This window comes from Agrobacterium vaccinii (assembly GCF_021310995.1).
GTDB lineage: Bacteria > Pseudomonadota > Alphaproteobacteria > Rhizobiales > Rhizobiaceae > Agrobacterium > Agrobacterium vaccinii.
The window spans coordinates 2546690-2571875 of the sequence record NZ_CP054150.1 but is presented as its reverse complement, the minus strand read 5'-3'; the positions used below and the strand labels follow the sequence as shown (position 1 = coordinate 2571875).

General features: G+C 58.8%; 20 protein-coding genes and 1 pseudogene. 4 read left to right on the top strand and 17 right to left on the bottom strand.

Annotated elements, in window-relative coordinates; translation table 11 throughout:
• Positions 1-103: 103 nt before the first annotated feature.
• The 10 genes from HRR99_RS12660 to HRR99_RS12615 form a co-directional block, all read right to left on the bottom strand.
• Positions 104-2296: a putative bifunctional diguanylate cyclase/phosphodiesterase gene (locus HRR99_RS12660; RefSeq protein WP_233121971.1), complete on the bottom strand. Its 2193-nt coding sequence runs from the start codon at positions 2294-2296 to the stop codon at positions 104-106.
• 202 nt (positions 2297-2498) lie between these two features.
• Positions 2499-3275 carry a MetQ/NlpA family ABC transporter substrate-binding protein gene (locus tag HRR99_RS12655; protein ID WP_045228324.1) on the bottom strand — a complete coding sequence of 259 codons (777 nt, stop codon included), beginning with the start codon at positions 3273-3275 and terminating at the stop codon, positions 2499-2501.
• A gap of 24 nt (positions 3276-3299) precedes the next feature.
• Entirely contained in the window at positions 3300-3968 is a 669-nt protein-coding gene (locus HRR99_RS12650; protein ID WP_045228323.1) for a methionine ABC transporter permease, read from the bottom strand.
• Complete coding sequence (locus HRR99_RS12645) at positions 3958-4998, bottom strand: methionine ABC transporter ATP-binding protein (protein ID WP_233123496.1); 1041 nt, start codon at positions 4996-4998, stop codon at positions 3958-3960. Before HRR99_RS12645 ends, HRR99_RS12650 begins: the two co-directional genes overlap by 11 nt.
• A 309-nt stretch (positions 4999-5307) precedes the next feature.
• Entirely contained in the window at positions 5308-5940 is a 633-nt protein-coding gene (locus HRR99_RS12640) for an NAD(P)H-dependent oxidoreductase (RefSeq protein WP_111837497.1), read from the bottom strand.
• 568 nt (positions 5941-6508) lie between these two features.
• Entirely contained in the window at positions 6509-7819 is a 1311-nt protein-coding gene (xylA, locus tag HRR99_RS12635; RefSeq protein WP_233121970.1) for a xylose isomerase, read from the bottom strand.
• Between the two features lie 248 nt (positions 7820-8067).
• On the bottom strand, positions 8068-9522 hold the full coding sequence (gene xylB / locus HRR99_RS12630) for a xylulokinase (RefSeq protein ID WP_233121969.1): 1455 nt from the start codon (positions 9520-9522) through the stop codon (positions 8068-8070).
• 24 nt (positions 9523-9546) lie between these two features.
• A complete protein-coding gene (locus HRR99_RS12625) occupies positions 9547-10566 on the bottom strand; it encodes a LacI family DNA-binding transcriptional regulator (protein ID WP_233121968.1) in 1020 nt (339 codons plus the stop codon).
• 432 nt (positions 10567-10998) lie between these two features.
• Positions 10999-11700: a tellurite resistance TerB family protein gene (locus tag HRR99_RS12620; RefSeq protein WP_111837501.1), complete on the bottom strand. Its 702-nt coding sequence runs from the start codon at positions 11698-11700 to the stop codon at positions 10999-11001.
• A gap of 96 nt (positions 11701-11796) precedes the next feature.
• On the bottom strand, positions 11797-12435 hold the full coding sequence (locus tag HRR99_RS12615) for a 2-dehydro-3-deoxy-phosphogluconate aldolase (protein WP_233121967.1): 639 nt from the start codon (positions 12433-12435) through the stop codon (positions 11797-11799).
• A gap of 151 nt (positions 12436-12586) precedes the next feature.
• Between HRR99_RS12615 and HRR99_RS12610 the strand changes: the two genes are divergently transcribed.
• The 3 genes from HRR99_RS12610 to trhO all read left to right on the top strand — a co-directional run bounded on the left by HRR99_RS12610 (position 12587) and on the right by trhO (position 15014).
• Positions 12587-13075 carry a CYTH domain-containing protein gene (locus HRR99_RS12610; protein ID WP_111837503.1) on the top strand — a complete coding sequence of 163 codons (489 nt, stop codon included), beginning with the start codon at positions 12587-12589 and terminating at the stop codon, positions 13073-13075.
• Complete coding sequence (locus tag HRR99_RS12605) at positions 13059-13967, top strand: CHAD domain-containing protein (protein WP_233121966.1); 909 nt, start codon at positions 13059-13061, stop codon at positions 13965-13967. The genes HRR99_RS12610 and HRR99_RS12605 overlap by 17 nt, the downstream gene beginning before the upstream one ends.
• 102 nt (positions 13968-14069) lie before the next feature.
• Complete coding sequence (gene trhO / locus HRR99_RS12600; protein WP_233123495.1) at positions 14070-15014, top strand: oxygen-dependent tRNA uridine(34) hydroxylase TrhO; 945 nt, start codon at positions 14070-14072, stop codon at positions 15012-15014.
• 28 nt (positions 15015-15042) lie between these two features.
• On the opposite strand, the pseudogene HRR99_RS12595 reads toward trhO, so the two are convergent.
• The 7 genes and pseudogenes from HRR99_RS12595 to HRR99_RS12565 form a co-directional block, all read right to left on the bottom strand.
• Positions 15043-16211: pseudogene (locus tag HRR99_RS12595) on the bottom strand (IS481 family transposase); the annotation flags it as partial.
• A 256-nt stretch (positions 16212-16467) separates the two neighbouring features.
• The gene (gene lysS, locus HRR99_RS12590) at positions 16468-17967 is read right to left on the bottom strand and encodes a lysine--tRNA ligase (protein WP_233121965.1); all 1500 of its coding nucleotides are present in this window, start codon (positions 17965-17967) and stop codon (positions 16468-16470) included.
• Between the two features lie 235 nt (positions 17968-18202).
• On the bottom strand, positions 18203-19660 hold the full coding sequence (gene gltX, locus HRR99_RS12585) for a glutamate--tRNA ligase (protein WP_233121964.1): 1458 nt from the start codon (positions 19658-19660) through the stop codon (positions 18203-18205).
• 195 nt (positions 19661-19855) lie between these two features.
• Entirely contained in the window at positions 19856-21625 is a 1770-nt protein-coding gene (locus HRR99_RS12580) for an SLC13 family permease (protein WP_233121963.1), read from the bottom strand.
• Positions 21626-21747: 122 nt separating this feature from the next.
• Positions 21748-22161, bottom strand: a complete 414-nt coding sequence (locus HRR99_RS12575) for a hypothetical protein (RefSeq protein WP_233121962.1) — start codon at positions 22159-22161, stop codon at positions 21748-21750.
• Between the two features lie 93 nt (positions 22162-22254).
• Positions 22255-23004, bottom strand: a complete 750-nt coding sequence (locus HRR99_RS12570; RefSeq protein ID WP_233121961.1) for a TerC family protein — start codon at positions 23002-23004, stop codon at positions 22255-22257.
• A gap of 154 nt (positions 23005-23158) precedes the next feature.
• Positions 23159-23830 (bottom strand): TetR/AcrR family transcriptional regulator, encoded by a 672-nt coding sequence (locus HRR99_RS12565; protein WP_233121960.1) that lies wholly within the window; start codon positions 23828-23830, stop codon positions 23159-23161.
• 152 nt (positions 23831-23982) lie between these two features.
• On the opposite strand from HRR99_RS12565, the gene HRR99_RS12560 reads away from it, so the two are divergent.
• Positions 23983-25176, top strand: coding sequence for an HlyD family secretion protein (locus HRR99_RS12560; RefSeq protein WP_233121959.1), 1194 nt, complete (start codon positions 23983-23985; stop codon positions 25174-25176).
• The last annotated feature ends 10 nt before the right edge of the window (positions 25177-25186 follow it).

The window sequence follows — 25186 nt, the reverse complement described above, 5'->3', positions numbered from 1 at the left end:
CTCAAAACCAGACATGTTGGGTATGAACGTGCGGTCGCGCTGCACGCTGTTTTCGGCGCGAACAAATTTACACAGTCGAGGGAATGGCAGACACCGTTGAGGGTTACGAAACCTTCAACTGCCGCACGGGCGCATCCTGTTCGGAAAGCAGCGTGAAAATCTGCTCCGGCTGGACAGGCTTCGAGAAAAGATAACCCTGCAATTCATCGCAGCCACACAGTTGCAGAATGGCAGCCTGATCTTCGGTTTCGATGCCTTCCGCCGTGACCGGAATGCCCAGAGACTTTGCAAGCGCCACCGTCGCCGTCAGCATTTCCAGCGAGCGACCGCCTTCATCCAGCGCCTCGACCAGCGATTTGTCGATCTTCATGCGGTTGAAACCGAATTGCCGCAGATAGCCGATGCTGGCAAAGCCGGACCCGAAATCGTCAAGCGCGATGCTGACCCCGGTCTGCTTGAGCTTTTCGATGGCCGCTGCCGCCCGCTCCGGGTGGTGAATGAAGTAACCTTCGGTCATCTCCAGCATCACCCTAGAGGGTTCGATGCCGTGTTCGCTTAGAATGGCCTGGACCTGGCTGGAAAATAGCGGGTTTCTGAACTGAACGGGAGAGATGTTGACCGCAAGCTTGACCTGCGGCCAGTCCATCGCCGCCTTGCAGGCCTTGCGCAGAACGGAAAGGCCGAGTTGGTCGATGAGGCCGCTGTTTTCAGCCGCAGCGATGAAAATATCGGGCGAAACAGGGCCGTAGCCTGCGCGGTTCCAGCGCGCCAGCGCTTCCACGCCGGTAATGCGGCGGCTCAGCGTGTTGACCACAGGCTGGAACACGACCTTGATCTCGTCGTGCTCAATGGCATATTTCAGATCGGCCTCAAGCTGGTTTTTCTCTTCCCGGCGCGTATCCATATGAGGCTCGTAGGCCATATAGCGGCCACGCCCGTTTTCCTTGGCCTCGTACATCGCCATATCGGCGCGGCGCAAAAGCTCTTCGCCATCGATATCGCCACCCTTCGACACTGCGGTACCAATACTGCAACCGATGGAGGCGACGCGGTCGCCGATCATGAAGGGTTCGGAAAACAGCGACAGCAAGTCGTCGCAAAGCTGGCGTCCCTGATTGCGGGCATCGGAGCCCTGCACCGCAATGGCGAATTCGTCGCCGCCGAGGCGTGCCAGCAAGGCCTGTTCGGCCACCAGCACCTGCAAAGCTGCAGACACACCCTTGATCAACAGGTCACCCGCGCCATGCCCGAAGGAATCGTTGATTTCCTTGAAGCCATCCAGATCGAGATAGATCAGCTTGACGTAGGAATTGTCTTCTTTGGAGCGCAGCAGCAGTCGCTTCAGACCCCAAAAAAGGCCGGGGCGGTTGTAAAGCCCGCTCAGCCTGTCGCGCAACAATTCGCGGCGAGCGCTCGCCTCATCGCTTTTCAGCTTTTTCAGCGCAGTGAAGCCGATTGCGATCAGGGCCAGAAAAAACAGCATGGTGATGGCAATCGCCGCCATGATGCGTGGGCTTACCTCGCGCATGCTGATGTCACCCGGCATTTGCGATCGCCACGTCAGATTGCCCAGCACGTTGCCCTGTGGATCAGCGATGCTGACGAAATAAGCCGGGCGTGCATCGGCAGGCTGCAAGGACAGCCCGTTGATGATGTATGTATGGGCAAGCTGTTCGACCTTCTGCGCCGTCAAATGACGCGCAAAAATCAGATAGCGTCTTTTGGCTTCAGGCACGTCCAGCAGGCCGGATTTGTTGCGCACCAGAGCGACACCCACTGCGGCAATGCCGTCCTTCGTGGGCAGAAAGCCCGAAACTTCTGGGGCCTGCCCGATTGGAGCAGAGCGCACCTTCTGGATCAGCCCTGCCAGACCATCGCCGAAATAATCCGACAGCGACCAGTCCGTTGGTGCACCCTGGCGATAGGACATCAAAATCTGATCGTCCATATCGATGAGGACAGCGGTGTCGAACAATTCGCTGTTGACGGTCATATCGCCGTAATTGCTGATCAGCCATTCCAGGCCGTCAGGCGCATAGGCGAACCGTGCGGCATCGTCCCAAGCGGCGTAATCGTTGAGCGTCGCGGTCAATTGGTTGAGAAAAGTGGAGAGGGCGCCGGATGTCGTTTCCTGCGAGCGCTGTTCATCCAGCGCGTTGGTGTTCTTGGCGACATCGCCGAGCGCAGACAGAATGAGGACGGTGACGATGACCACGACGATGGCAAGCGCAGACAAAACACCTGCCACGGCGGTGCTCCGGCCGATCGACAGTGTTTTGGCATGCTTATGCGGCATCTAACAGCATCTTTTCTACCCCTGAAGGCTGCATATTCCGCGTCAAGTCTTCAAAAGGTATTAAAAAGCGGTCGGCCCTGTTCGCAATTGTGACGCACTGGAAGTAAATGTCTTGGCGTTTCGATTTAGGGCTAATCAGACGTAAAAAAACCTCCCCCATATCAATGGGAGAGGTTGTAAAAAGGGGCAGCGAAAGAGCTGCTTACCAGGACGGAATGACCGTGCCGTTGTACTTTTCAAGAATGAAGCTCTTCACTTCCGGGCTCTGGTAGGATTCGACCAGCGTCTTGACCCACGGCTTGTCCTTGTCCTGCGAACGCACGGCAATGACGTTGGCGTATGGGGACTTTTCGCTTTCGATAGCGATGGCGTCCTTCTTCGGGTTCAGGCCACCGGCAGTCGCATAGTTGGTGTTGATGACCGAAGCGTCGGTATCATCCAGCGAGCGTGGAAGCTGGGCAGCGTCGAGTTCGACGATCTGGATGTTCTTCGGGTTCTCGGTGATGTCGGCAGGCGTGACCTTCAGGCCAGCGTCCGGGTTGACCTTGATGAGACCCTTGGAGGCCAGAACCAGAATGGCGCGACCGCCATTGGTCGGGTCGTTCGGAATGCCGACAGTTGCGCCGTCCTTCAGCTCGTCCAGGCTCTTCACCTTCTTGGAGTAAACGCCCATCGGTGTGGTGATGGTGGTGCCGACGCTGACGAGATCGAACTTGCGATCTGCGACCTGATTGTCGAGGTAAGGCTGATGCTGGAAGGAATTGGCCTGCAACTCGCCATCGGCCAGCGCCTGATTTGGCACGACGTAATCCGAGAATTCGAGGATTTCGAGGTCGAGACCCTTGGTCGCGGCAATCTTCTTGACCTGCTCCATGATCTGCGCGTGTTCGGCGGGGGTCACGCCGATCTTGATGGTTTCAGCCAATGCGCTGCCCGCAAACAGGGCGGCGAGCGATGCGGCGATGATGAGTTTTTTCATGGGTGTCTCCTTTGTTTTGTGTTTTTAGTTTTTGCGGTTGCGCTTGTCGAAGCTACGGGCCAGGGCATCGCCCGCGCTCTGCACGATCTGGACCAGCACGATGAGAACGACGACGACGGCCAACATCACATCCGGCATGAAGCGCTGGTAGCCATAGCGAATGCCAAGGTCCCCCAGACCGCCGCCACCGACAGCACCGACCATGGCCGAGTAGCCGATGAGGCTGACGAGCGTGAGCGTCAGCGCCAGCGTAATGCCGGGCTTGGCTTCGGCCAGCAGAACCTTTGTGACGATTTGAAGCGGTGTGGCACCCATAGCACGCGCGGCTTCGATGAGACCCTTGTCGACTTCGCGGATGGCGGCTTCTACCAGACGCGCCACGAAAGGCACGGTCGCCACGGTGAGCGGCACGATGGCCGCCGAGGTGCCGATGGAGGTGCCGGCCACGAGCCGCGTGAACGGAATGATGGCCACCACCAGAATGATGAAGGGCGTGGAGCGGGCGGCGTTGACGATGAGGCCGATGACACGGTTGATCATCGGCGCTTCGAACAACTCGCCCTTGCCGCTGGTGGCGAGGAAGATGCCGATAGGCAAACCGAGCAGTGAACCGACCAGCCCCGAGACCGCCACCATATGCAGCGTCTGGATCAAACCCTTCCAGAGAACAGCAAAAATCATATCAGGCGACATAACCGAGAACCTCCGTTGTCAGGCCGGTTTCGGCATAGAACTGATTGGCACGCGCCGTGACGTCGGACGTTGCCGGATACGACACCACCAGCGAGCCGAAAGGCTGGCCGGAGATTTCCTCAATGGTGCCGGCCAGAATGTTCACATCAGGCCCGATGGCTGCGACGAGGCGCGCTGTGAGCGGTTGGAAGGCGGTGTCGCCGAAGAAGACGAGGCGCACCAGCACGGGGTCGCCGGGTGCTGCATCCGATTTCAAACCGGAGGTGACCCAATGCGGCAGCTTCACGCCGACGGCAGAGGACAACAGGCTGCGGGTCGTCTCATGGCGCGAATTGGTGAAGATATCGAAGGTGCTGCCCTGCTCGACGATCAGCCCCTTGTCGATGACCGCGACCTGGCTGGCGATGGTCTTCACCACCTCCATCTCATGGGTGATGAGAAGCACGGTCAGACCAAGCTCGGCATTGATCTTCTTCAGAAGTTCCAGAATGGATTGCGTGGTCTCAGGGTCCAGCGCCGATGTCGCTTCGTCGGAGAGCAACAGCTTCGGCTCGGTCGCCAGCGCACGGGCGATACCGACGCGCTGCTTCTGTCCACCGGAAAGCTCTGCCGGATAGCGGTTTGCCTTGTCTCCCAGTCCGACGAGGTCGAGCAGCGGCCCGACCTTCTGCTTGATCTCGGCTTTCGAGACACCTGCAATTTCCAGCGGAAGAGCAACGTTGTCATAGGCCGTGCGCGACGACAGAAGGTTGAAGTGCTGGAAGATCATGCCGACGGAACGGCGTAGCGTTCTAAGCCCTGCCTCGTCCAGCGCGCCCACATCCACACCATCAACGATGACCTTGCCGGAGCTTGGCCGTTCCAACCCGTTGACGAGCCTGATGAGCGTGGATTTGCCAGCGCCCGAGCGACCGATAATGCCGGAGATCGAGCCGCGTGGAACCACGTAGTCCACACCGGCAAGGGCCGTAAACGAGGTTTTGCTGGCGGGGTCACCAAAGGTCTTGGTCACGGCTTGAAAGGCGACCATGGGGTCGCTGGCCGCTTGACCGGATGGCACGGCACTAGCCGCTGAAATGTCAGATATCATAAAATGCTCTTCGGACTGTATTTCCAAGGTCGAAACCCGGCGGCAGGGAAAGCCGCTTCGCTCATGCTGCCATCTGGCACATTCGACAACGCATGACGCTCCGGAGCATTACGTTCAACTTTCCTTATGGAAACCGGGATCGGCATCTCTGTATCGCAAACATGCCTGTCTGCGATACAGAATTATAGGTATGGTTTTTCAATTATCCGCCAGTAGCGGAAAAATCGACCGCAATCTGCGGCGGGACGATCACTCGACGGTGGAGACGAACTCTTCCAGCGGGCGGCGAACCTTCTTGAGGTTGACCAGCCAGTCGCCCTCTTCCTTGCGATAACCCAGAGGCAAAATAACTGCCGAGCGCAGGCCCTTTTCACGAAGGCCGAGGATTTCGTCCAGCTTGGCCGGATCGAAGCCTTCCATCGGGGTGGAATCCACACCTTCGAAAGCAGCCTGCGCAACGGCCATGCCGAAGGCGATATAGGCCTGACGGGCGGCGTGCTGGAAATTCACTTCGGCATCACGCTGAGGGTAGGACGACAGCAGTGATTGGCGATAGTTTTCCCAGCCTTCGTTCTTGAAGCCACGCTCGTCATTGGTCAGATCGAACATGTGGTTGATGCGGTCTGCGGTGTAGTTGTCCCAGGCGGCGAACACCAGCAGATGCGAACCTTCGGTGACCTGCGCCTGGTTCCAGGAGATTTCCTGAATCTTGGCGCGCGTTTCCGGGTTGGTGACGACGATGATTTCGAAGGGCTGCAAGCCGCTCGATGTCGGCGCCAGACGGGCGGCCTCGATGATGCGGTCGACCTTGTCCTGCGAAACCGACTTGGAGGGGTCCATCTTCTTGGTGGCATAACGCCAGTTCAATTTCTCGATCAGCATAAAATCTCCTTGGGACAGGTCCTCAAGTCATGGCACGCATGCGCCACGCCGGGCTATCCGTAAAACGTCATACAGATAGGTGATGTTGCGGTGCACACAAGAAGGCACAGACGAGTAACCAAGCAAAATCCTCACCGGCCCGCTCCATTCAAGACAGCGGGCCGGGGGATCAGGCATGTCCGGCAAATGCGGGAAGCATTGGCGGATTATGGTCTAGGTCTTGCATTTGCCGGACCTATTACAACTGCACGTCACGGTACCTATCGGAACGCCCGGTCCCTTGCCTGGCCAGTGGCAAGAGGTGGGTCCACGGAAACGGCTCTTTTGTTAAGCAACCGCTTGTCGATACCGGCCTTCGAACCGCCAGGATGCCGCGCGTTGCACCCCTTTGTTTCGAAAGCACGGGGATTATGCGGGAGGGTTGGAGGCCGTGGAGAAAAAAATTTGAGAATTTTTTTATTTTTTCGAAAACGATTTTTGATGAGTGATGAGGGGGAGGTAAGCTCCCCCTCATTCCTGTGCGTGTCACAGGAATCTAGTCGTCGCGCGTCTGCGCGGCGAAAGACTATTAAACGTAGCGATTAACAACGTTCTCCAGATATTCCTGACGACCGGACTTTGGCTCAGGGTTGATGTTGTCGCGCTCCACCATCGCCGCGATCTCATCCAGCTTCAACTCGCCGCGCAGCAGCTTCTGCGCATCTGCCGAATCCCACTTGGCGTAACGGTCTGCCAGCGGCTGCGACAGGGCCTTGTCTTCGACCATCTTGGCCGCAGCCTTGAGGCCACGGGCGCAGCAATCCATGCCGCCGATGTGACCGATCAGCAGATCTGCCGGGTCGAGCGACTGACGACGCAGCTTGCTGTCGAAGTTGGTGCCGCCATTCTTGAAACCGCCGCCTTCCAGCACGTGGTAATAGGCCAGCGCCATTTCCGGCACGTTGTTGGGGAACTGGTCGGTATCCCAGCCGGACTGGTAGTCGTTGCGGTTCATGTCGATGGAACCGAAAATGCCGAAGGCGTTGGCCATGGCCAGTTCATGCTCGAAGGAGTGACCGGCCAGAATGGCGTGGCCCTGCTCGATATTGACCTTCACTTCCTTGTCCAGCCCGTGCTTCTGCAGGAAGGCGTAGACGGTGGCGACGTCGTAATCATACTGGTGCTTGGTCGGCTCCTGTGGCTTCGGCTCGATGAGGATCGTGCCTTCAAAACCGATCTTGTACTTGTATTCCACTACCAAATTGAGGAAGCGGCCAAGCTGGTCCAGCTCACGCTTCACATCGGTGTTGAGCAGGGTTTCATAACCTTCACGACCGCCCCAGAGCACGTAGTTCGCACCGCCAAGTTTTTTCGTGGCATCCAGGCAGGTCTTCACCGTTGCTGCCGAATAGGCAAATACATCCGGGTCCGGGTTGGTTGCTGCACCGGACATGAAGCGACGGTTGGAAAACAGGTTGGCTGTGCCCCAAAGAAGCTTGACGCCGGTATCGGCCTGCTTCTGGCCGAAGTAATCGACGATCTCGTTGAGATTCTTCGTGTTTTCCGCAAAGGTCTTGCCTTCGGGACGCACGTCGGCATCGTGGAAGCAGTAGAACGGCGAGCCCAGAAGCGAGAAGAATTCGAAGGCGACATCGGCCTTCAATTTTGCCGCCTGCATCGTATCTTCAAACCATGGACGCTCGAATGTCTGGCCACCGAAGGGGTCGCCGCCTGGCCATGTGAAGGTGTGCCAGTAAGCCACCGCAAAGCGCAGATGCTCTTCCATGCGCTTGCCGCCGACGATCTCATCGGGGTTGTAATGGCGGAAGGCCAGCGGGTTGGTGCTGTCTGGACCTTCATATTTGATTTTCTGGATGTCGCCGAAAAAGCCTGTGGTCATGGTTCTCTCCCTGGTTTGCATAGTGGTAAAATAGTGAAGTGTTCTATTCGCTTGTGTTGGTGGGTGGGGCTTACCCCCCTCTGCCCTGCCGGGCATCTCCCCCACAGGTGGGGAGATCGACTCGTTGAAACCTCTCGCCCCATCTTGAAGCCTGCGGATAGAGCGAGGAGCAAGCGTCTAGCCGATCTCCCTCCGTGTGGGGGAGATGTCCGGCAGGACAGAGGGGGGTGAATCCCACCCGGCGACCATCAATGCGAAAGCGTCCTGATCGCCGGATAAAGAGCCCGATAGCGCCCATAAGCCTCCTCATAGGCCTCACCCAGCGCCGCCAGCGGCTCGATCGTCTCCTCCGTTTCCGGCTGCGAGCACACCGCAACTGGATCAACCCCCGTCGCCGCAATCAGCCCCAGACGCGCGGCACCAAAAGCCGCACCGAAGTCACCTTCCGCCGGAATATCCACTGATACACCAAGCGAAGTGGCGATGGACGCCAGCCAATAGCGCGAACGCGAACCGCCGCCGATGGCGGTGACGCGGTCGATCGAGGTGCCGGCGGATTTCAGCGCTTCGAGATTATCTCTGATCGCGAAGGTCACGCCTTCCATCACGGCCTGCGTCAGCGCCTTGCGGTCGCTTTCGTGGGACAGGCCAATGAAGGAGCCGCGAATGGCCGCGTCATTGTGGGGCGTGCGTTCGCCTGAAAGATAGGGCGCGAAGGTGACGCCTGTCGGTGCCTTCAACTCGTCGCCCAGTTCGGTCGAAAGATCGCCAGCGGATTTGCCGGTGATGCCGGAGTACCAGTTCAGCGCGTCAGTCGCCGAGAGAATGACGCCCATCTGGTGCCATGTGTTGGGCAAAGCATGGCAGAAGGCATGAACGGCGCTTTCGGGCTTGGGCAGATAGGATGCGTTGGCGGCAAACAAGACGCCTGATGTGCCCAGCGATACGAAGGCATGGCCTTCCGAAACCGTGCCCATGCCGCAGGCGGACGCCGCGTTATCACCTGCGCCACCAGCGACCACGACCTTGCCGGAGATGCCCCATGAGGAGGCAAGCTCGGAGCGTAGCGTTCCCGCCTCGTCCGTGCCTTCGACCAGCGATGGCATCTGCTGTTCGGTGAGGCCGGTGGCCTCCAGCAATTCCGTTGACCACTTGCGCGCCCCGGTATCGAGCCACGAGGTGCCAGCGGAGTCGGACATTTCGGAAATATACTCTCCCGTCAGCCAGAGACGCAGATAATCCTTCGGCAGCAAGACCTTGGCGACCTTGGCGAAGATCTCCGGCTCGTTATTGGCAACCCACACCAGCTTCGGCGCAGTGAAGCCGGGAAAGACGATGTTGCCGGTGATCTTACGGAAGCGCGGGTCGGCGTCCAGCTTTGCCGCTTCGGCATAGGAGCGGGTGTCGTTCCACAGAATGCAGGGGCGCAGCACATCGCCTGCCGCATCCACCAGCGTTGCGCCATGCATATGGCCTGACAAGCCGATGCCTTTGACGGCGGACAATTCCTTGGGGTGCTTCGCCTTCAGACCGGCAATCGCCGTTTGCGTGGCGGTGATCCAGTCCGCCGGGTTCTGCTCGGACCAGCCATGGTGGAGGCGTGAAACGTCCAGCGCGCCATTGGCCGAACCGATGACGTTTTGATCGCCATCGATCAGCAGCGCCTTGACGCCGGATGTTCCCAAATCGAGACCGAGATACATGTTTCCTCCAGTGCTATGTCAGTGTCAGGGGAGATTATCCCGCAAGAATATGTCGATACGAATGCGCTCCTGCGCCTCGATGACCGCAAGGCCATCGGCGCGGGCTTTCAGCACCCTGATAGCGCTGCGCACCTCGTGGCCCGCATCCTGATTCAGCACCGCATCGAGCACGCCCTCGCGCAGGGCGTTGGCCGTGTTCTCGGTCAGTTCATGGGCGATTGCGAAGGGCGAGGAGGGCGATGCACGCAGGGTTTTGATAAGGCCGCGATTACCGGCCCCCAGACTGTAAAGGCCGAGCAGATCGGGGTTTTGACGCAGGCAATCCGCCGTCAGTTGCTCGACAGCGTCAGGATCGTCACGGCCTTCCAGCACCGGCAGCAGGGTCAGGTCAGGAAATTCGTCGCGCATCACGGCCTGAAAACCGGCCAGACGCTCGCGGTGATCCTTGACCAGCATCGAGCCCGCCAGAACGGCGATGTCGCCGGTTCTGCCGGATGAAAACCGGCCCATGAGGCTGGCTGCGGTGCGCCCGGCGGCGACGTTATCGACACCGGCGAAATGGTCTCGCTTCGAGCCGGTGAGATCGGAGACGAGCGTGACAGCCGCAATGCCGCTTTCCGCTAGCCGGTCCGTGGCCTCCACCACATCCTCGGCATCGATGGCGACGAAGGCAACGCCGGAGGGCTTCTCCTGGCGTGCCACATCCAGTGCCTGCGCCAGCGCCGCCGCATCGAACGGTGGCACCTCGATGATGCGGATGGAGGTACGCTCCAGATAGGACCGCGAAGCGGCCATCCGCACCTCGGCACGCAGGCCCGCCATGAAAGAATTGTCATTGTTGGGTAGAATGAAGACCAGCGCATAGCTGCGCCCCTTGGCCAGATTGGCAGCGGCCATATCGCGCACATAACCCAGCTCTGAAATCGCCGTTTCCACCTTGGCGCGCGTCAAGGCATGCACGCCCGGACGCAGGTTGATCACCCGGTCAACGGTCGCAAGGCTGACACCCGCTTTCGATGCGATATCGTGAACTGTAGGCTTCATGCATCCTCCGGCCATGGTCCATAGAGGAGTTTTTGAGGTACGTAAATCAAAAAATGACGTACGTACCTCAATGGCGGTTTCGTGGTTATGGTGGTGCTTAATCGTTGGAACTCATGGTCGTCCCGACGAAAACGCGCGCGTCAGACGGTGAAACCGCAGCGCCGAGGCAGTTCTTTGAGATACCTATGCCACGATAATATCCATCTTATCCCGTCCTCGCGTTACGTGCTTTTCTTGCGCAAGCGGGACTGGCGGCTGTTCTGGGCCGATGGAACGGCGGATGCCCAAACTAGGCTCTGCCGGGGGGCCTCGGCCTCCCCGGGCTTCTCTCTATCCGCCACCGCACTTGGGCAGTACGCACCCAAATGACGGTGAAGGGAGGTTATAAGGGGAGGGGGAGCCTACTCACTCACCCACCCACATAAAACGCTATTAAACCTTAGCAGCAGAAACCGTCGCCTCGATATGCTCCACCAGCGCGTCCGGCAGGCCAAGGCGTCCGGCCAGCAAATCCAGATATCCGCGCTCGGCGCGGCTGTCGGGTTCGATGGTCAGGCGGGACGCGGTGTAGAGTTCCACCTTCTGCTCTTCGGTCTTGGCGGCCGCGACAAGTGCGTTGATGTCCAGCGGATCGGCCAGTTCCTTTTCGATGAAGGCACCTGCTTCGCTATCAAGCTCGGAGACCTGCACCTTTTCCATGATACGCGCGCGCTCGGCTTCGTCGATATGGCCATCGGCTTTGGCAGCTGCGATCATGGCCTGCACCAGCGTCAGCGCGAAAGTGTTGGAGAGCGTTTCAGACTGCGGGTGAAAAGGGGAATCCACCGGTGGTGGCAATAGCTCTTGGGTCGGCTGCGGTTGCTGCACGGCCTCTGGCTTCTGGCCAGACTGATAGTTTTTGTAGGCGAGATAGCCGAGACCGGCGATGGCGGCGATGCCGCCAACCGCTGCCGCGTTACCCGCCAGCTTGCGACCGGTCTTGGTGCCGAAGATGGCGGCGGCGATGGCGCCTGCCTTCATCGGATTGTTCTTCGCGATCTGGGTGGCCTGTCCAGCCCGATCCCGCACGCTTCCCGACAGGCCCGGTACGTTGGAGCCCAAAAACTGGTCTAGAAGCTTTTTCGCGTCGAACATTCAAATCTCCTGTTTGTTGAATATAAACAGGAGATAGGAAGTGCTGACACGAATACAAATGGCAGGCACGTTCACGCCGTCGTGAACGCCTCAACTTCAGACGGCAAGCGCTGCGGCTTCTGCTGCGAGCTTGGTGATGCCCTCCCAGTCACCCGCTGCGATCAGTTCCTTCGGCGCAACCCAGGAACCGCCAACGCAAACGACGTTCGGCAGCGACAGGTAATCCCTGGCATTCTTCAGCGAAACACTACCCGTGGGGCAGAACATGGTGCCTGCCAGCGGCGAGGACAGCGCCTTGAGGTAAGGCGCGCCACCGGCCTGTTCGGCGGGGAAGAACTTCAGGACCTTGTAGCCCTTGTCGCGCAGATGCATGACTTCGCTGGCCGTTGCAGCACCGGGCAGCAGCGGAACCTTGGAACCCTTGGCCGCTTCCATCACGCTCTTGTTGATGCCGGGGCTGACGATGAAAGTCGAGCCTGCCTTGGCCGCGGCTTCGAAATCTTTGGCGTTGAGAATGGTGCCCGCACCCACATGCGCGCCTTCGACTTCATCAGCCACTGCGCGGATGGCGTCCAGCGCAACCGGTGTGCGCATGGTGATTTCGATGGCTTTGAGACCACCCGCCACAAGCGCACGCGCGAGCGGTACGGCAGAGGCCACGTCATCGACGATGAGGACAGGCACCACCGGCTGGAGTTTCAGGATGGAAAGCAGCTTTTCGGAATCCTGGGCCATGATGGTGTCTCCTCTATTGAATCGATTGAATTGCGCACTCAATTACCGCGCAAAGCCTGATGTGTCGAGGCAAAACGAAATATTTCAGTTTGATTGCTTTTTCATGACAACGTCATAGGCTAGGGTTGCCGAAAATCGGGCAGGCTGTTGAATGGCAAAAGAAATCGAACGCAAGTTTCTGGTCGCGGATGACAGCTGGCGCGAGGAAATCGCGACGCGTACGCGCTTTCGCCAGGGTTACATCGTTTCCCTGGAAGACCGGTCCGTTCGGGTGCGCATCAAGGAAAACGAAGCGGCGACCCTGACCATCAAGGTGGGCGCCAACAGCCTTGTCCGAGATGAATACGAATATGACATTCCTGTCGCCGATGGCGAGGAACTGCTGGCCACTGCACCCGGCACCATCATCGAGAAAATCCGCTACACCGTTCCCCATGAGGGCTTCGTCTGGGAAATCGACGTGTTCGATGGCCTCTATCGGGGGCTGGTGGTGGCAGAGGTGGAACTGACCGCCGAGACGGACCAGCCAGCACTACCGGCCTGGGTGGGAGACGAAGTGACCGGCGACCCGCGCTATTCCAACCAGCATCTGGCAACAGACGACCTCAGCAGCGAGCTGTGCTATGTCATTCAGGATTGACCCCAGAAAGCCGCTCGATAACGAGGTACATCGCATCGGCACGGAGCTGATCGACGATGCCATCGCTCTCCTGTCCAATCAGCCGGATGGCCCGCATGCCGCCGTGCACGGTGCGCGCAAGAAATTCAAGCGCCTGCGGGCGCTCTACCGCTTCGTGCAAAGCGAAGAGCCGAAATTTCGCAGCACTGAAAACCTGCGGTTTCGCGATATCGCCCGCTCGCTCTCGCAGGCGCGGGATGCAGCGGCATTGGTGGAAACGATCCACTACCTCCAGAATTTTGCCAGCACCGACAATGAGCGGCAGGCCCTGACCGCCGCTGAAACAGTACTGGCCAGCAGGCGCGATGCCCTGACCGGCGACGAGGGCGACTTTAAGGCCCGGATCGACACGGCCATTGCCGAATGCGAAGCAGGCAAGGAAGCGCTCGCGAAACTCTCCCTTCCCACGGGAGCGAAGACGGCGGTGCGGCTGGTGCGGCAGACATGGCGCAGGCAGCGCAAGAAGGCGCTGACAGCGCTTCAGCAGTGCCACGAACGCGCCCATGACGAGAGCTTTCACGATCTGCGCAAGAGCGGGCAGGTCTACTGGATGCATCTGGCGCTGCTGCGCCGCGTCTGGCCCTCCGCTTTGCGCGCCAAGAAAGTCGATGCCAAGCGGCTGGTGGACCTTCTTGGCCACGAGCATGATCTTTCGGTGCTCGCAGCCTTTGCAGACCGGGAGCCCGAGCACTTTGCCGGTGGCGACACGCTTACGCTCTTGCTGGACACCATCACCCGCCGCCAGCAGGCGTTGCGGCAGGACTGTCTTGATCTCGCCGATCATGTCTTTGCCGAATCCTCTGGCGCCGAGAGCCGCATCATCGCGGCTTTGTGGGAACATGCGGCCCGGTAGCGGCTGTGGCCTCGTCCTGACGAAAATCAAAACTTCACCGACGGACGCTGCCAGCGCGAAATAAGATTGCGCAAACGCCCGTCTGGCTGTATTTCAGCCGCCATGACCGACAACTCTATCCTACCCCGCCCGGACGCCACCGGTAATTTTCTCGTGGCAGCGCTGTACCATTTCGCCCGCTTCCCGCGGTTTGAAAGCGTGCGCGAGCCGCTGTTCACGCTGTGTCAGGAACAGGGCGTCAAGGGCACGCTGCTGCTGGCCACCGAAGGTATCAACGGAACCATCGCCGGGACCGATGCGGGCGTCGGAGCCGTTCTTGCCTATCTGCGGGCCCAGCCAGAATTCACTCATCTTGAGCACAAGGAAAGCCGTGCGTCCAAGATGCCCTTCGTGCGCATGAAGGTGAAGCTGAAGCAGGAAATCGTCACGATGGGCGTGCCGGATATCGATCCGAACCAGATCGTCGGCACCTATGTGGACCCGAAGGACTGGAACGCGCTGATCTCCGATCCCGACACGATCCTCATCGACACCCGCAACGATTACGAAACCGCCATCGGCATCTTTCAGGGCGCGGTCGATCCGCAGACCAAGACCTTCCGCGAGTTTCCAGACTGGGTGAAGAACAATCCCGGCCTGCACAACAAGCCCAAGATCGCCATGTACTGCACCGGCGGCATTCGCTGCGAAAAGGCCACGGCCTTCATGAAGGATCAGGGCTTCGATGAGGTCTATCACCTCAAGGGTGGCATTTTAAAATATCTGGAAGAAGTGCCGCAGGAAGAGAGCCTGTGGGAAGGTGCGTGCTTCGTGTTCGACGAGCGCGTGTCCGTTGTCCACGGTCTGGCCGAGGGCGACCACAAACTCTGCCACGCCTGCCGCAACCCGATTACGCCGGAAGTTCGCCTCTCGCCAAAATTCGAAGAAGGCGTCTCCTGCCCCAGCTGCTATGACGATCGCACCGAAGAAGACCGTACCCGCTTTCGCAACCGCCAGAAGCAGATCGATCTGGCGAAGAAACGCGGTGAGAAGCATATCGGTCGGTAATTGCCGTCATCCTCGGGCCTGTTGTAAAGCCTGGACACATCCCTGACAGATGTTGGGAGACATCCCTGACATTTGTCAGGGGTTTTCGAGGTTGATTTTTGCGACCTGTGTGGCGCCGAAGAAGACGCCATACAGGCCATTGCGGTTCAGGAGGCGAATGGCGAGGCGTTCGCTCCTGAAGGCATTGGGAACACGCCAGGCTTTGCCCTTGAAACTGACATATCCCTTTGTGGAACTGACGCATCGGATTGTCTCGGTGCTGTCGTAGACTGGCTCTGGAAGCTGGCTTGGAAAAGGACGCGGTGACGGTCTATAGCGGCTGGCTTGTACTGCCATGCCGATTGCCTCATGTGGACGGTGGTGGTTGTAGATGTCGCGCCAGCGGTCGAAAGCTTTTTGCGCGTGTGCCTGATCCGAAAAAGTGGCGAAGTCGATGACCTCGGCCTTGAGACTGCGATGAAACCGCTCGTTCTTGCCACGCCCCTGCGGATGATAGGGCCGTGAATGGATCAGTTCGATACCAAGCTTCAACAGCCAAACCCACAATCGCGTCCACTGGTTGGGCACGCCCGTGTCCCATGGGTTGCCATTGTCGCAGTAGATAGCCATTGGCAGACCGTAACGGCGCAGGATCGTCTCCAGCCTGCTGCGCACGGTTCCCAGTCGCTCGTCCAGGCAGGCTTCGATTGCGATGGCGAAGCGGGAATGATCATCGATGATGGTCAGGGGATAGCACCAGTTGCCACAGGCCATCCGGATGCGCCCCTTGAAATCCATCTGCCACAGCAGATTGGGTGCCTCGCGCTCGAAGCGGCCATTTGCCATCCGCTCCTTCGTCTGCTGGCCTATTCTGTCATGACGCGTCAAAACGGCATGAATGGTGGAAGCCGAGAGAGGCTCCATTGCGAGATCCTGCAGCCGCCGTGCAATCTTGCGGGCACCCCAGGCGGGATGCTCGTCACGGATATCCAGAACACGACGCTCCACATCGTCGGGCGTTCGGCGAGGGCTTGAATGCGGACGACGAGAGCGATCCTGCACGGCCTCTCCCGCCTGCACCCGCCGCAGCCAGACATATCCCGTCTGCCGACTGATACCGAAACGCCTGCACAAGGCCGAAACATTGGCCCCATCCAAAGACGCAAGCATCACGAATTCTCGTCGCTGATCCAAAACAGACAACTCCCGCCAAGCCATCCCGACCTCCTGTGCCAGATGGCAAACTGTCAGGGATGTCTCCGAACATCTGTCAACTATGTATCAGGGACGTACACCTGTCCCGAGGATCTGCTACGTCGCTTCCGCAGAAGCGTGATTAGACCCTCGGGACGAGCCCGAGGGTGACGAGAGAGGGTATGCCGACATCCCCCCACCATCGCTGTACCGCCCATCACCCAAACAAAAAAAAGCCGGAGACATCGCTGCCCCCGGCTTTCGTATCTATTCGTAAAACTCAATCGGCCTTCTGGCGTCGGGCCGGGAACAGAATGACATCGCGGATGGACGGCGCGTTGGTCAAGAGCATGACCAGACGGTCGACACCGATGCCGAGGCCACCGGCGGGCGGCATGCCCTGATCGATGGCGTCGAGGAATTCGTCGTCCAGCTGCTTGTCCTTTTCGCCACGGGCATGGGCCTGCTCCAGCTGTTCGACCATGCGCTTGCGCTGTTCTTCCGGGTCGTTGAGCTCGGAGAAGGCATTGCCGACTTCCCAGGCGTTGCAATAGCTCTCGAAACGCTCCACCAGACGCGGCTCGCCCGGTACTTCCTTGGCGAAGGGCGAGATGTCCTTGGGGAAATGCGTGACGTGGCTTGGCTGGATCAGTGTGCTCTCGACCTTCTCTTCAAAGATGAAGGCCAGGCATTCGCCCCATGTCCAGTCCTTCTCGACCTCGAAACCGGCGGCTCGTGCCGCGGCGCGTGCTTCTTCGTCTGTCTTGATGGCCAGGAAGTCGATGCCGGTGGCTTCCTTTACCGCATCCGGCATCGGCACGCGCTTGAACGGACCCTTGAAGGAAATCGTCTTGCCCTGAAAGTCCAGTTCCGTCGTGCCGTGGATGGCCAGCGCCAACGTCTCGAACATGCGCTCGACCAGACCCATGATGTCTTCGTAGTCGGCATAGGCCCAGTAGCATTCCAGCATGGTGAATTCCGGATTGTGCCGGGTGGAAACACCTTCATTGCGGAAGTTGCGGTTGATTTCGAACACCTTGTCGGACAGGCCAGACACCAGCGTGCGCTTCAGGAACAGTTCCGGCGCAATGCGCAGATACATGTCCTGCTTCAGCGTGTTGTGGAAGGTCTTGAACGGGTCAGCCGTCGCGCCGCCATAGACGGTCTGCAACATCGGCGTTTCCACTTCAAGAAATGCCTCGTTTTCCATGAAGCGGCGAATGCCGGAAATGATCTTGGACCGCTGCTGGAAGCGCAGCTTGGACTCCTCGTTGGAGAGAATATCCAGATGGCGCTTGCGATAGCGAATTTCGATATCGGAAATCCCGCTCCACTTCTCCGGCATCGGCAGCAGAGACTTGGTCAGCATGGTGATCTCTTCGGCGTTGATCGTCAGCTCACCGCGCTTGGTGCGACGCACCTTGCCGGTCACGCCGATGATGTCGCCGATATCGATCATCGGCAGCAGATCGCGCGCTTCCTGCGGCGTCGTATCCTTGTGGGAGAAGATCTGCACCTTGCCGGATGCGTCATGGATATCCATGAACATGCCGGAATTGCGGTTGGAATAGACGCGGCCCGCAACGGTGACGGTGTCGCCGGTTTCAACGTCCGGCTCGATGTCTGCGTATTTCTCGGCCAGCTCGGCATTGGTCAGCGTGCGGTGGAAATGGGCGGGATAGACGTCGCCAACCTTCTCGCGCAGCATCGCCAGTTTCTGGCGGCGCACTTCTGTCACGTCGGAGGATAGGGCGGTGGTTTCGGTTGTCTTGTCGGTCATCGTCGGGGCCTTCTTCGGGCAAGTTGTTCTGTTTGGTGATGCGGTGACTTTGTTGTTTGCCCCGTATCTTCCCGTCTCGTCATCCTCGGGCTTGTCCCGAGAATCTGCTGCGTCATCGGCACGTTCGACGTCTCACCCCTGGCACCGTGAGTAGATCCTCGGGTCAAGCCCGAGGATGACGGAGAGGTGTGCGGACGACGGCCGTTGGCATCGGCTCGCCCGCCGCGTTGCCCGCTTAACTTCCAGCGCCAACCATCGTCGCCGCAACCGCAATCGCCACCTTCAAACGCTGGCGCACCACGGAACGGCCCAGCACCGCCATGCTATCGAACAGTGGCAGCGAGCGCGAAGAACCGGACATGGCGACGAAGAGCGGCGGCGTCACCACGCGCAGCTTCTTGCCAGTGCGTTCGGCCACATCGCGCAATTCCTGCTCGATGGATTCCAGCGTCCAGTCCGGCATTTTCTCCAGATCGGCGGCAACGGTGGTCAGGATTTCGTGGATCTCCTCCGTCTTGCTCTTAAGACCAGCGAAGGACGCTGGCGTCAGGCCGACATCGCTCGACAGCAGGAAGCCAGCTAAGTTCGGCAGATCGCCGAGCTTCGAAATACGGCTCTGCGAAAGCTTCAGGCCTTCGGTCAGACGCGCATTTTCCATCGCCCATTCCAGCGTGCGGGCAATGAACTCGTCCTGGGTCAGCTTTTCGCGCAGCCAGCGACCGTTCAGCCAGTCCAGCTTTTGAATGTCGAAGATGGCACCGGCCTTGGACAGGGCCTCGGGGTCGAACTTTTCAGCCAGCTCGTCCATGGTCAAAAGCTCTTCGCCTTCGCCGATCTGGATGAAGAACAGGCCGAGGAAGTTCATCAAGGCTTCCGGCAGATAGCCGAGTGCCGAGTAGTAGGAGATGGACGTCGGGTTCTTGCGTTTCGACAGCTTGGATTTGTCGGCATTGCGCATCAAAGACAGATGCATGAATGTCGGCTGGTCCCAACCGAAGTAGCGATACAGCAAAATGTGCTTCGGCACCGATGCCAGCCATTCCTCGCCGCGCGCCACATGGGTGATCTTCATCAGATGGTCGTCGATGACGTTGGCCATGTGGTAGGTCGGCATGCCATCGGCCTTCATCAGAACCTGCATGTCGACGCTGTCCCAAGGGATCGAAACATCGCCGTAAACGCCATCGGTGAAATCGCAGGAGCCTTCGGCAGGGATTTTCATCCGCACGACGGAGGCTTCGCCCGCTTCCATCTTGTCTGTCACTTCTTCCGCCTTCAGATCCAGGCAGAGACCGTCATATTTCGGGGGCTTGCCGGCGGCGCGCTGTCCCTCGCGCATTTCCGTCAACCGCTCCGGCGTGCAGAAACAGCGGAAAGCATGGCCCTTTTCCAGCAGCTCATCGGCAAACGGCTGATACATGTCCTTGCGGTCGGACTGGCGGTAGGGGCCGTAAGGGCCGCCAACGTCTGGGCCTTCGGACCATGTCAGACCGGTCCATTTCAGCGCTTCCAGCACCTTGTCTTCATATTCGCGCGTGGAGCGCGTGGCATCGGTATCTTCGATGCGCAGGATGAATTCACCACCATGCTTTTTGGCAAAGAGGTAGTTGAAAAGTGCGATATAGGCTGTGCCGACATGCGGCTCGCCGGTGGGGGAAGGTGCAATACGGACGCGGACGCCGGAAGTGGTCATTGAAATTCACTCGTGCTGACGCAGGGTGATACGGGGCAAGCCACGTGTCACTGATGTGTTGTTGAATGCATGGAAAAAGCGGGAAAACGGCTGAAGACGCTGCCATCCCACAGTTTCCTGTTGTCATGGCTTAGGCCACATTCAGCCGCATGCGTCAAGAAAATTAGGTTGTTTTGGCCCGTCCTAGACTGATCCCTAGACGGGCCAGACATAGAGCAGCATGGGAATGGAAACGATGACGATCATGACGGACAGCGGAGCCCCGAGGCGCGGATAGTCACTGAACTTGTAACCGCCCGGCCCCATGACCAGCGTGTTGCACTGATGGCCGATGGGGGTGAGAAAGTCGCAACCGGCGCCGATGGCAACCGCCATCAGGAAGGCTTCGGGGCGAAAACCCAGCGTCGTCGCAAAGCCCGCCGCAATCGGCCCCATCACCAGCACGGTCGCAGCATTGTTGAGGAAAGGCGTCACCGCCATGGCCGTCAGCAGGATCATGCCTAGCGCAGCAAAAGGCGGCAGGCCTTGGGCGGCATGGCCCAGCCATCCGGCAATCAGGTCGCTGGCTCCCGTCGATCGCAGCGAGTCGCTGACGGGAATGAGGGCCGCCAGCATGACGAGGATCGGCCCGTCGATGGATTTGTAGACTTCGGTCAACGGAATGGCGCCGACAAGGATCATCGCGAAGGCCGCAGCGAAGAAGGCAACCGCCACCGGCGCAATGCCCGTTGCTGCCGCCAGCATGGCCGCCGCGAGGATCATGACGGGAATGAAGGCGCGTCGCTGCACACCCAGCAGGATTTCGCGCTGCGCCAACGGCAACAACGAGAATTCCCGCAGCACCACCGGCAGGTTCTTGCGTGATCCCTGCAAAACGATCACGTCACCCGCCTTCAACGTCAGGTCGCTCAGCCGCTCATTGACGCGGTGGCCACGTCGGCTGACCGCGATGAGGTTGACGCCACGCGTGTAGGACAGCGCCAACTCCCTGGCGGAAAGCCCGCTCAGCAGGGATTCGTTGCTGATCACCGCTTCCATGGCGATGAGATCGACCGTTTTCTGGCCATTTTCGGTAATCGGCTTGCCCGATAGTGTCAGCTTGGCATTGGAAACGATCCGGTCCAGCCCCTCGGACGTCCCCTCCAGAAGAATGGTGTCGCCTGCCTTCAATGTCACATCAGGGAACGGCGAAACACGTCGGTGGCCGCGAATGATGGTGTTCGTAATGACGTCTCCATCCGCCTGTTTCAGAAGGTCGCTCAGCGGCTTGCCGATCATCAGGCTGTCGGCAGGCAGCGTGGCCTCGGCGGCATAGCTTGCCTCTTCCAGAATATCCTCGACGGACGCGCCATCCTTGGCGCGCGCCGGAAGCAGCTTGTAGCCGAATGTCAGAAACGCGATGCCGACCACGGCGAGTGTTGCACCCACGGGCGTGAAATCGAACATGGAAAAGCTCTGCCCGGTCATTTCCTCTCGCAGCCGCGAAACCACGATGTTGGGCGACGTGCCGATCTGCGTCATCAACCCGCCCAACAAAGCAGCAAAAGCCATCGGCATCAAATAATAGGAGACGGGGCTGCCGGACTTGCGGGCGAACTGGAAGGCGACCGGGATCATGATCGCCAGCGCGCCGATGTTCTTGATGAAAGCCGACATCACGGCGACCACGATCATCAGAAACGCCAGTTGCAGATGTTTGGAGCGCATCTCCGGAAAGTATTTCTTGATCGTCGTATCGACGATGCCGGAGCGCGCCACCGATGTGCTGACGATCAGCGCGCTGGCGACGATGATCACGATATCGTCCGAAAAACCCGAAAACGCCTTGTCGAACGGCACGACGCCGAGCGCGACGGCAATCAGCAGCGCGCTGCACGCCACCACGTCATATCGAAACTTGTCGATGATGAAAGCGACCATCATTCCGGCGATCACGCTGAAGGCTAAGATCTGCTCGATGGTCATGAGACTGATTTACTTTCGGAATCTGGAAAACGAAGAAGACGTTTTGCATGATGTGTGACCAACAACGCAAGCCCGCATCGGCAGTTCCTGCGCGCCTGCCGAAAACTTTGTGCGGTGTCATATCACGCGAAGTGCCTCTCCAGAAAACGGGCGGTCACCTCGGAAATGCCGACGATCTTGTTTGTCGCCTGTCGGTAGAGTTTGAAATTGAGTTCGGTTTCGGGCTGGCCATCATCCCAGTCCCTGAAGGGCTTGACCTGCGTGCGGCCCAGGGGCTTTGTCGCCATGGTGGTGCACTTGACGATGATGCTGACGCGCGGCGTCTGCCGGTCAATATCAGGCGTTCTGGCCACGGCTTCCTCGCTCGAGACGGTGCCTTTTGCTACAAGACCCCGTCCGCCCTCGTTCTCGCTCGCAAACAGAAACACCGTATCGCCTTCGGCAATATGCTTGCCGCCATACATGGTTTTCTGCGCGGTGAAGGAGAATGTCTGCGCATCCGGGTCTGGGATATCTGTCTTGATGACAAATGCCATGTCGTCGTCCTCCGTGGACATCATATCACCCCGGACGCAAAAAGGCCCGCATGACACGGGCCTTTCGTTTTTTCTCAGACGGGCTCAGCGCAATTAATGCACAGTGCCCTTTTTCTTCCGGCGCGAGTTGCGCGAGACCATGTTGAGCACTTCCACCAGCGCCGAAAACGCCATGGCGGCGTAGACGTAGCCCTTTGGAACATGGAAGCCCATGCCTTCGGCAATCAGCGTCGTGCCGATCATCAGCAAGAACGCCAGCGCCAGCATGACGACTGTCGGATTCTTTTCGATGAAGTTGGCCAGCGGATTGGCGGCCAGCAGCATGACGGTAACGGCGAAGACGACGGCAACAACCATGATCGGCACGTGCGGTGTCATGCCGACGGCGGTGATGATGCTGTCGAGCGAAAAGACGAGGTCGAGCAGCAGAATCTGCACGATGGCAGACGAGAAGCTGGTGATGGCAGCGTTGCCGACCATGTCTTCCTTGTGGTCTTCCGGGTCCACATTGTGGTGAATTTCCTTGGTGGCCTTCCACACGAGGAACAGACCGCCGCCGATGAGGATCATGTCCTTCCACGAGAAGCCCTGACCGAAGAGTTCGAAGACGGGTTCGGTCAGCTGTACGATCCACGCGACGGTGCCGAGCAGGCCCAGACGCATGATCAGCGCCAGGCCAATACCGATTTTTCTGGCCTTGTCGCGCTGATGCTCCGGCAACTTATTGGTGAGAATGGAAATAAAGATCAGGTTGTCGATGCCAAGCACGACCTCCATGACGATAAGGGTGACGAGCGCCACCCACGCAGCGGGGTCGGACAATAAAGGGATTATGGAATCCACGTGCCTGTTTTCCTTTTCAGCTATCCGGCTTCGACAATTCGAAACTGACCAATGTTTATATTCGAATGCGCGAGAAACAAGCGTGTGACAGATGTGTCATGCTCTATTTTCTCGAAATTTCACGCAATACGAGAAACCCGGATGCTGAATGGACTTAAACTGTCTTGGTTCCGTAAGCCGACATAAAAACATGGATGGCGCTGGACAGCACACGCTCCACCTCATCTGCCGGTGGCTCTCCCACCAGCTCGCCGAAAAGCTTCATCTTGAAAAACGTGCCGGTGGCGAGCTCGATGAATTGGCGTGCCGCCATATCGACATCCTGTATGGCAAGCGCGCCCTGTTCCACATGATGCTGGAGAAAATCGTGCAGAACGACGCGGACATTGTTCGGTGCCGCTACGAAAAAGCGCTGAGACAGTTTCGGCATGCGATCGATCACGCCAAGCGCTGAGCGCATGGCAGGTATCATGTCAGTGCATGTCACTTTGTGAATAAACGCATCGCCAAACTGCCACAGCCCGTCCCGCACCGCCTCCGTCCCAGCCAGAATATCGCGCATGGACAGCGCAAACTCGGCACGGTGGCGGTCTATGAGGGCTGCGAAGAGGTCGTCCTTGTTCTGGAAGTAGACGTAAATTGTCCCTTTGGAAACAGCAGCTTCGCGGGTGATGTCGTTCATGCTGGCGGCGTCGAAGCCCTTTTGCTTGAACACCCGCCATGCGCCGTCAAGAATTTGTTCGCGCTTCGTCGGATCTTCGCCAGCAGCAAAACGGCCTGCCGAAGGCGCAGGACATTCATGCAGGATTTGTTTGTCTTCGCTCACGTGTCGATCCGCCAATCGTTTTAGATTCGATTCAATATATCGAACCAAACGGTTCGATGTCACTTGATATGTGTCAGCAAACGGATTATGTCAATCGAACCGAACGGTTCAGTTCGAAATCATTTTCTACATTCCAGTGAACGGTGTTACCCATGTCGGTGCAAAAAAGCGGTGCGATCCGAGCAGTGAATTCCTCTGAAGAGACCGAAGCACGGGCCGACGAGGCAAAACCCGTGGCGGCCGAACAGAGTGCTGCGCCAAACCAGGCGGCCGCGCCAGAGAAGAAAAAGCGCAAGTCGTTCGTTCTGCCCATCATCGTCCTTGCCGCATTGGCCGGTGGCGGCTGGTACGGTTACCAGTGGTGGACGGATGGTCGTTTCCTCATCTCCACGGATGACGCCTATGTGAAAGGTGACATCGCCGTCATCTCGCCGAAGGTTTCCGGCTATGTCGCCAAGGTCGATATCGTCGCCAACCAGGAAGTGAAGGCAGGCGACCCGATGGTGACGCTGGACGACGGCGATTATCGCAACGCGCTGGAACAGGCGCAGGCCCAGCTTGAAACGCAGCAGCTTTCGCTCAACCGTATCGATGCCCAGATTGCCGGTGCGGAAGCATCGCTTGCCCAGGCCGTTGCCCAGAAGGGCGCTCTGGATGCAGCACTGCGGGGTGCCGATATCAATCTGAAGCGCGCCACCGAACTCCAGTCCAAGGATGTCGGCACGGCTGCATCGTCGGATAACGCACAGATCGCCATGGAACAGGCCAAGGCCAATCTGGTCGCCGGTGAAGCGGGCGTCGTGTCCGCTCAGGCCAATATCGATCTGCTGCGCGCCCAGCGCAAGGAAGCCGAGGGTTCGGTCAAGTCGCTGGAGATTTCCCGCGACAAGGCCGCCCGCGACCTGTCCTTCACGGTTCTGCGCGCGCCCTATGATGGCGTCATCGGCAACCTTTCGGTCCAGACGGGTGATCTCGTATCTGTCGGCAAGCGCCTTGCATCGCTGGTGCCGATGGACGATCTCTACATCGACGCCAATTTCAAAGAAACGCAGCTCGCCAAAATCGAGCCCGGTTCCAAGGTTCGCGTCCACGTGGATGCCTTTGGCGACCACGATATCGAAGCCACGGTGCAGTCGATTTCGCCAGCCTCCGGCTCTGTCTTCTCCCTGCTGCCGCCGGAAAATGCCACGGGCAATTTCACCAAGGTCATTCAGCGCGTGCCGGTTCGTGTCGTCTTCTCCAAGAAAGATCTGGCCAAGCACAAGCTGCGCGCCGGTTTGAGCGTCGTTGTGGATGTCGATACCCGCACCGCACCCAAAGAGACCAATACTGCGCAGTCGAAGTAAGCTTCGATAG

Coding starts and splice junctions, on each gene's coding strand:
- gltX (WP_233121964.1), bottom strand. CDS start 19,660: ATGACCACTTCCGGCGTCCGCGTCCGTATTGCACCTTCCCCCACCGGC.
- HRR99_RS12650 (WP_045228323.1), bottom strand. CDS start 3,968: ATGTCGCCTGATATGATTTTTGCTGTTCTCTGGAAGGGTTTGATCCAG.
- xylA (WP_233121970.1), bottom strand. CDS start 7,819: ATGACCACAGGCTTTTTCGGCGACATCCAGAAAATCAAATATGAAGGT.
- HRR99_RS12645 (WP_233123496.1), bottom strand. CDS start 4,998: ATGGTCGCCTTTCAAGCCGTGACCAAGACCTTTGGTGACCCCGCCAGC.
- HRR99_RS12625 (WP_233121968.1), bottom strand. CDS start 10,566: ATGAAGCCTACAGTTCACGATATCGCATCGAAAGCGGGTGTCAGCCTT.
- xylB (WP_233121969.1), bottom strand. CDS start 9,522: ATGTATCTCGGTCTCGATTTGGGAACATCCGGCGTCAAGGCGCTGCTG.
- HRR99_RS12580 (WP_233121963.1), bottom strand. CDS start 21,625: ATGACCATCGAGCAGATCTTAGCCTTCAGCGTGATCGCCGGAATGATG.
- lysS (WP_233121965.1), bottom strand. CDS start 17,967: ATGACCGACAAGACAACCGAAACCACCGCCCTATCCTCCGACGTGACA.
- HRR99_RS12560 (WP_233121959.1), top strand. CDS start 23,983: ATGTCGGTGCAAAAAAGCGGTGCGATCCGAGCAGTGAATTCCTCTGAA.
- HRR99_RS12605 (WP_233121966.1), top strand. CDS start 13,059: ATGTCATTCAGGATTGACCCCAGAAAGCCGCTCGATAACGAGGTACAT.
- HRR99_RS12655 (WP_045228324.1), bottom strand. CDS start 3,275: ATGAAAAAACTCATCATCGCCGCATCGCTCGCCGCCCTGTTTGCGGGC.
- HRR99_RS12620 (WP_111837501.1), bottom strand. CDS start 11,700: ATGTTCGACGCGAAAAAGCTTCTAGACCAGTTTTTGGGCTCCAACGTA.
- trhO (WP_233123495.1), top strand. CDS start 14,070: ATGACCGACAACTCTATCCTACCCCGCCCGGACGCCACCGGTAATTTT.
- HRR99_RS12660 (WP_233121971.1), bottom strand. CDS start 2,296: ATGCCGCATAAGCATGCCAAAACACTGTCGATCGGCCGGAGCACCGCC.
- HRR99_RS12615 (WP_233121967.1), bottom strand. CDS start 12,435: ATGGCCCAGGATTCCGAAAAGCTGCTTTCCATCCTGAAACTCCAGCCG.
- HRR99_RS12610 (WP_111837503.1), top strand. CDS start 12,587: ATGGCAAAAGAAATCGAACGCAAGTTTCTGGTCGCGGATGACAGCTGG.
- HRR99_RS12640 (WP_111837497.1), bottom strand. CDS start 5,940: ATGCTGATCGAGAAATTGAACTGGCGTTATGCCACCAAGAAGATGGAC.
- HRR99_RS12575 (WP_233121962.1), bottom strand. CDS start 22,161: ATGGCATTTGTCATCAAGACAGATATCCCAGACCCGGATGCGCAGACA.